2 protein-coding genes and 1 pseudogene are annotated in these 7,615 nt (G+C 48.7%); all 3 read right to left on the bottom strand.

Annotation, left to right across the window (positions count from 1 at the left end):
* Positions 1–89 precede the first annotated feature (89 nt).
* Positions 90–1,568 carry a 4-hydroxy-3-polyprenylbenzoate decarboxylase gene (ubiD, locus tag HMPREF9370_RS11045; RefSeq protein ID WP_040667682.1) on the bottom strand — a complete coding sequence of 493 codons (1,479 nt, stop codon included), beginning with the start codon at positions 1,566–1,568 and terminating at the stop codon, positions 90–92.
* 185 nt (positions 1,569–1,753) lie between these two features.
* Positions 1,754–7,258 (bottom strand): calcium-binding protein, encoded by a 5,505-nt coding sequence (locus tag HMPREF9370_RS11050; protein ID WP_050795394.1) that lies wholly within the window; start codon positions 7,256–7,258, stop codon positions 1,754–1,756.
* Positions 7,259–7,292: 34 nt separating this feature from the next.
* Positions 7,293–7,615: pseudogene (locus HMPREF9370_RS11055) on the bottom strand (hypothetical protein); the annotation flags it as partial.

A 7,615-nucleotide genomic window follows, 5' to 3' on the forward strand; every position in this document is an offset into this window, starting at 1 on the left:
GCCTGTCTGAAAACCTACTTTCAGACAGGCATTTATTATTAAACATCAATAAAATCTTGCCGGCTTATATATACATATTGCATACCATGCTATAAATCCAACTCATGCCATAAAGCATCAACTTTCGCTACGGTGGCTTTGTCGCGCTCAATCACGCGCCCCCATTCGCGGTCGGTTTCGCCCGGCCATTTGTTGGTGGCATCCAAGCCCATTTTGCCCCCCAAGCCTGAAACAGGGCTGGCAAAGTCGAGGTAGTCGATCGGCGTGTTTTCCACCAACACCGTATCGCGCACGGGATCCATGCGGGTGGTAATCGCCCAAATCACTTCCTTCCAGTCGCGGCAGTCCACATCGTCGTCCACCACCACAATGAATTTGGTGTACATAAACTGGCGCAGAAAACTCCAGCAGCCCATCATCACCCGCTTGGCGTGCCCCGCGTATTGCTTTTTGATGCTGACCACGGCCATGCGGTACGAACAGCCTTCGGGCGGCAGGTAGAAATCGACGATTTCGGGAAACTGTTTTTGCAACAGCGGCACGAACACTTCGTTCAATGCCACGCCCAGCACGGCAGGCTCATCGGGCGGTTTGCCCGTATAAGTGCTGTGGTAAATCGGATTTTCGCGCATGGTGATGCGTTCCACCGTAAACACGGGGAACCAATCCTGCTCGTTGTAATAGCCGGTATGGTCGCCGTAAGGCCCTTCCAGCGCGGTTTCATCAGGGTGGATAACACCTTCGAGCACGATTTCGGCACGCGCGGGCACTTGCAAATCGCTGCTGATACATTTCACCAATTCGGTACGCGAACCGCGCAGCAAACCGGCAAACTGGTATTCGCTCAAGGTATCCGGCACCGGCGTTACCGCGCCCAAAATGGTGGCCGGATCGCAGCCCAACACCACCGCCACAGGGTACGGCACGCCGGGGTGGGCTTTTTTATGCGCCTGAAAATCCAACGCGCCGCCGCGGTGTGCCAACCAACGCATAATCAACTTGTTTTTGCCGATAAGCTGCTGGCGGTAAATGCCTAAATTCTGGCGTTTTTTATGCGGGCCGCGGGTAACGGTAAGCCCCCATGTTACCAACGGCGCAACATCTTCCGGCCAACAATGCTGGATCGGCAGCTTGCTTAAATCGACATCGCCGCCTTCAATCACGACTTCCTGACACGGCGCTTTTTTCACCACATTCGGCGCCATGCTCCAAATATCTTTCAGCAGCGGCAGTTTGGAAAACGCGTCTTTAATGCCTTTGGGCGGCTCCGGCTCTTTCAGATAAGCCAGCGTTTTGCCGATTTCGCGCAGCTTGTCCACACTGTCCGCCCCCATGCCCATCGCCACCCGTTCGGGCGTGCCGAACAGATTGGCCAGCACGGGAAAATCATAACGCGAACCATCTTGCCGCACCGGATTTTCAAACAACAGTGCCGGCCCGCCGGCACGCAACACGCGGTCGGCAATTTCGGTCATTTCCAAATGGGGAGAAACCGGCAAACCGATGCGCTTGAGTTTCCCCTGCGCTTCAAGCCGGCTGATAAATTCTCTTAAGTCTTTGTATTTCATATTATGAATTGAAAATAAGGCTGTCTCAAACTTTTCAGACAGGCCTGTCTGAAAAATTGGCATTATAAAAGCGTTTTCAGCCCGGGCAACTTTTAATTTTGCTACTTCAAACATAAGCACTTGATCCCGGCATAAACCGAAACCAAGTGCTTGAAATACCCCTTTAATTATAGAAAAGAGCTACTTTATACAATGTCTATTGCCGTACCTTCAAATACAGCCATTGTCTGTGTGGGTGTGGAAGTACCTTCTGAATATTTGGAAAAATCAGGATTGGAAATAATCTTATCGGCAAAAACAAAATTTTCCAAATCATAACCTTGATTGAAGAAAGACTGTAATTCAATAGAATCTTCAGCGTTATAACCGGAAAATATCAAACTGCTGCCGGATTTGACAAATTTCACTTCAGATGATTTGATGCCGTCGAAACGGATGGTATCCGTACTATTGTCAGACTGATAATTGTTGATGGAGTCCTGACCGTGCCCTTTGCCGAATACATAAGTATCAGCGCCGTTGCCTCCTGTCAGGCTGTCATTGCCGATGCCACCGGTTAAGACATCGTTGCCGTCGTCTCCTGATAGGCTATCCGATCCACTTCCTCCATCCAAACTATCTTTTCCGGAAGAGCCGTTTAACGTATCATTGCCACCTAATCCCGACAGCGTACTACCTGTTGCATAAGCATATAAAGTGTCATTTTGTTCCGTACCTTTAATCACCAGTTCTTTTATAGCGGCTACATCCAGTTTGCTTTCATCATCGAAGAGAATCTGATCCACTTGATAACCGCCATCTCCATCCTTACTAAAGTAATTATTAACCCATACCGTTCCAGCGCCATCTTTAGCCGTAATATGCAAATCATTAGATGAGCGGGTAAAAACAAAATCAGCTTGTTTCCAACCCTCAGTGAAGTGAATGGTATCGGTGCCGGCCTCATCATGGTTATAAACAGTATCTTTACCAAAGTTTTTACCGAAGATATAGCTGTCGTTTCCTTCACCTCCGTTAAGGGAATCATTGCCGATACCGCCGATTAAGGTATCGTTCCCGCCTTTACCCTCCAACGTATCGTTTCCATTCCCGCCTTCCAGCGTATCCGCTCCGGCAGCGCCATACAGATAATCATCACCGCCCAAACCGGCAAGTTTGCTGCCTTCCGCATACGCATAGAGATTGTCGTTCTGCTCGCTGCCGACGGTAACCAAATCTTTAAGCGCCTCAGCATTCAAAGTAGCGCCGCCGTCAAATACGATTTTTGCGCCGCCTATGCCGTCGGTGCGGAAAAAATTGCCCACTGAAATTTCTCCCGTGCCGTCTTTGGCGGTAATAACCAAACTGCTGTTTGAACGGGTAAATACCAAATCAGACTGAGTCCAACCGTCTGTTAAGCGGATGGTATCGGTTTCTTCGGGATAATCGTTTTGAATGCTGTCTTTGCCGAAACCTTTATCAAAAATGTAGATATCTTCGCCTTTGCCGCCGTTCAACGCATCATTACCGCTGCCGCCGTGCAGTTTATCGTTGCCTTCCCCGCCTTGCAGCGTGTCGTTGCCGTTGCCACCGGATAACAAATCATCTCCGGCACCGCCGTATAAAGCATCGTTGCCGCCCAAACCGGCCAGAGTGTTGCCTTCCGCATAAGCATAAAGCGTATCGTTTTGTTCCGTGCCTTTAACAACCAACTGCTTAACAGCCTCCACATCCAACACCGTACCGTCGTCAAACAGAATTTGGTCGATTTGATAACCGCCGGCTCCATCTTGGCTGAAATAACTGTTTACCGTTAACTCTCCGCTGCCGTCTTTAGCAGAAATCATCAGATTATCGTATGAACGGGTGTAAACAAAATCAGACTGTTTCAATCCTTCGGTAAAGCGGATGGTATCGGAACGGCCTTCGGAAGTGTCATGATTGCTGATGGAGTCTTTGCCAAAATTCTTGCCGAACACATAGGAATCTGAGCCTGCACCACCTGTTAACGAATCGTCTCCCAAACCGCCTGTTAAAACATCATTACCTTCAGCCCCCTGTAATGTGTCGTTCCCACTGCCGCCATCCAGCTCGTCATCACCGGCAGCACCATATAAATAATCATTACCCCCCAAACCGGAAAGCTTGCCTCCTGTTGCCACAGCATAAAGCGTATCGTTTTGCTCCGTACCTTGAGTAACTTGTTCGCTCACCGCTTTGCCGTCCAGCTCCGTGCCGTCATCGAAAACAATTCGGTTGATTTGTTTGCTCACCCCGTCTTGCGTGAAGTAACCGCTGACGGAAACCACACCTGTGCCATCTTTGGCAGCGATAATCAAATCATTGCTTGAACGTGAAAAAGTGAAATCTTCCTGCTTTAATCCTTCTGTAAAGCGGATGGTATCGGTGCCTTCGGTATCGTTGTTATAGATCGCGTCTTTGCCAAAGTTTTTACCGAAAACATAGCTGTCGTTTCCTTCACCGCCATTCAATGAATCATTGCCGATACCGCCGATTAAGGTATCGTTTCCGCCTTTGCCCTCCAACGTATCGTTTCCATTACCGCCGTCCAGCGTGTCGTCTCCGGCAGCGCCATACAGATAATCATCGCCGCCCAAACCGGCAAGTTTGCTGCCTTCCGCATAAGCATAAAGATTGTCGTTCTGCTCGCTGCCGGCGGTAACCAAATCTTTAAGCGCCTCTGCATTCAAAGTCGCGCCGCCGTCGAATACGATTTTTGCCCCGCCTATGCCATCGGTGCGGAAAAAATTGCCTACTGAAATTTCTCCCATGCCGTCTTTGGCGGTAATCACCAAACTGCTGTTTGAACGGGTAAACACCAAATCAGACTGAGTCCAACCGTCTGTTAAGCGGATGGTATCGGTTTCTTCGGTATAGTCGTTTTGAATGCTGTCTTTGCCGAAACCTTTATCAAAAATGTAGATATCTTCGCCTTTGCCGCCGTTCAACACATCGTTGCCGCTGCCGCCATGCAGTTTGTCGTTACCCTCACCGCCTTGCAGCGTGTCGTTGCCGTTACCGCCCGATAGCAAATCATCTCCGGCGCCGCCGTATAAAGCATCGTTGCCGCCCAAACCGGCCAGAGTGTTACCTTCCGCATAAGCATAAAGCGTATCGTTTTGTTCCGTGCCTTTGATAACCAACTGCTTAACGGCTTCCACATCCAGTACCGTGCCGTCGTCAAACAGAATTTGGTCGATTTGATAACCGCCGGCTCCATCTTGGCTGAAATAACTGTTTACCGTTATTTCTCCGCTGCCGTCTTTAGCGGAAATCATCAGATTATCGTATGAACGGGTGTAAACAAAATCAGACTGTTTCAATCCTTCGGTAAAGCGGATGGTATCGGAGCGGCCTTCCGAAGTGTCATGATTATTAACCGAATCTTTGCCGAAATTTTTACCGAACACATAAATATCCGAGCCTTCGCCACCCGATAAATGATCATTGCCCGCACCGCCAACCAGCACATCGTTACCGCCCCGGCCATTCAAAGTATCATCGCCGCCTTCTCCAAATAACACACCGCCTTCCAGCAACACATTACCGGCCGCTTTCGTTTCCAATCTGTTGTTGGCCGCATCGCCGAATGTGCCATCCAATTCGGCAAGCTTTTGCAGATCGGTAAGCGTGCCGTAATGGAAAACCAGTGAAGTGAATTTCTGCACACTTTGCTTGAAGCCGGAAGCAAGCGATTCGTTAAAAACCAGCGCATTGGCAACGGCATCCGCCGCATCGGCAGCCTCAGCCACATTCTTTGCCTGAATCTGCTCGAACACATATTTCCTCATGCCCGCCCAATCGATAGCGGCTTTACCCGCTTCATCGGTTTTAATCATCTCGCCGCCGATAGCGGAAGCATAGATTTTCTGCATTTTGATGCTGCCCGCCACATAACCGGCAAATTTGGCGAACTCATCATTCAATGCTTTGCCCGCCTGCGGCCCCGGCTTATCACCCCAGCCGCTTTGGTTAAAGGTTTCGCCCGAAAGCTTCTCCAACACGGCCAGCTTGCGCGCATCCACGTTTTCACCACGGCCGGCAGGATCGATTTCTGCCGTGCCCGTCCATTGATAAATCAACGCCTCAAGCTTTTCCGCCTGCGGTTCTTCCGCCGCTACATACTCCTTCAGCTGATCCAGCAAAACCTTATCCTGCGACACCGCATCACGCAGATGATAGACCTTGCCCGACACAATCACTTCAGGCAGCTTGGCGATTTCTTCCGTATGTTCGAACTTACGCGTATAAGTTGCTTTCGAGCCGTCCGTTTTAAACCACACATCCACCGCATCGCCGGTATGGCCGTCTTTCCAGATGGCCGAAGAGGTTTGCTTGTGGGCATTGCCGTTTTCATCCAGCACATCCGTTTCGGTGTATTTCAAATTCAGCGAAATAATGCCGGTCTCGCTCAATGTTTTCAGCTCTCCGCTGTCGGAAACCCCGTCGGAATCGGCATCCTGCCAAATTCTGAATTCGCCCCAACGCGCATCGCCCGTGTCCAAAAGCCCGTTTTGGTTGGTATCGTATTGTTTCAGGGCTTCAAAGCCGTTGTCGGCAGGTTTGCCGTCGGCCAGCAAAGTATGGTTGCCGAACAGTTCTCCGCCGTTATCCACCGCACCGTTGCCGTTTAAATCCAGCACCAGCAGGCCGTCTTCTTTCGCCGCCCAGCCGGTTTGCAGCGCAAAGCCGCTTTTATCGTGGTCGAAATTCACACCGCCGCCCAAGCCTATGGTTTTTACACCGTCGCCGTTCAGGTCGATAATGATGGGCGATGCCATTTGGGCGGCATCGGAAACACTCGGCGGATTCCAAAAATCATCCCAAGCGCATGAAAGATTGTTGTACATTGATGGGGAAACGGCGAGTTTTGCCGCAAGTTCAGCAAGAGATTGAAGCGGACCATTTACAATAAAATCAGGAATGCTTTCACTAGAGAACGTATTTAACTTGTCTTCTGCCTGCAGGCGTCTGAATGTATTTGCATCAATTGTTTCATATGGCAATTCATGCTTATTGGCAAATTCAAACGGAACCGTTCTACCTATCCCTTTCGGATCTATGATGGTACTGAAAGCACCGTTTGCAGCATCCACAACCATCTTTTCAGCCTTACTCCAGAAACCTGGCTTACTGCTTCCTCCTTTGAAATCAAAGTTTTCTTGGCTGTCATTCGGCGTGATTCTGAGATTTTGAATTTCCTTGCTACCGTCTTCTTTTACCACAAATTTAAGCTTGCCGAGATCTTCCTCGGTTACACTTACTTTGGTAGAACCGAAAATAAACGCTCGGGTATCATAATCAGCGGATTTGATTCCTTTGATATATTGGGAAATGTCGGTATTGAATCCTTTAGAGAATTCCGTTTTTTGAAGATCTGCAAATTTTAATGCCCCATAAATCTCATTACCTATTTCTTCAAACGTATATTCTTTAGCCGCCAATCCCGATTTATCAAAAAATTTTTGGAACATTCCGAAATCTGCCGCAGAGGCAAATCTGCCGCCGCCGTTTTTCATATAATCCACCGCATCTATCTTCAACGCTTCCCTATCCGAATTATTCGGCCGGTTCATCCGGCTCTTCATATCCCCGCAACTTGGCGGTGTGGGCGAATTCCATAAATAATGGGACAACACCCTGTCCACGGTTACTTGGTCTACGGTTAAAGGTTTTTGATTGGTTGCCATAATTTTCTCCTCTTAAAAGTTTAAATAAAGTTCATCAAATACCGTAATAATAAGGTTGCCACAGAATATCCCCGCAATTGTTCATAAAGAATATTTCGGAAGATTTGATTTGAAATGTTTTTTCTTTAGGGTAAAAAAAATATGGGCCGGGTAGAAGCTGCTTTACTTCCAAATAAAAATTGCCCACTCCGTAATCACGAATATCAATATTATCCGGAATACGGTTTTCAGGAAGAATTTGACCGTCTTCTACATGGGTGATCAATCCATCCGGACGGACACGCGGCAAAACCTGCTCTTTCGGCAAAACCGTGCAGCAATCCGAGCCGAATAAATTATCCGAGTCGCTATAATCCC

Origin of the sequence: Neisseria wadsworthii 9715 (genome assembly GCF_000227765.1) — a bacterium.
Taxonomy (GTDB): Bacteria; Pseudomonadota; Gammaproteobacteria; order Burkholderiales; family Neisseriaceae; genus Neisseria; species Neisseria wadsworthii.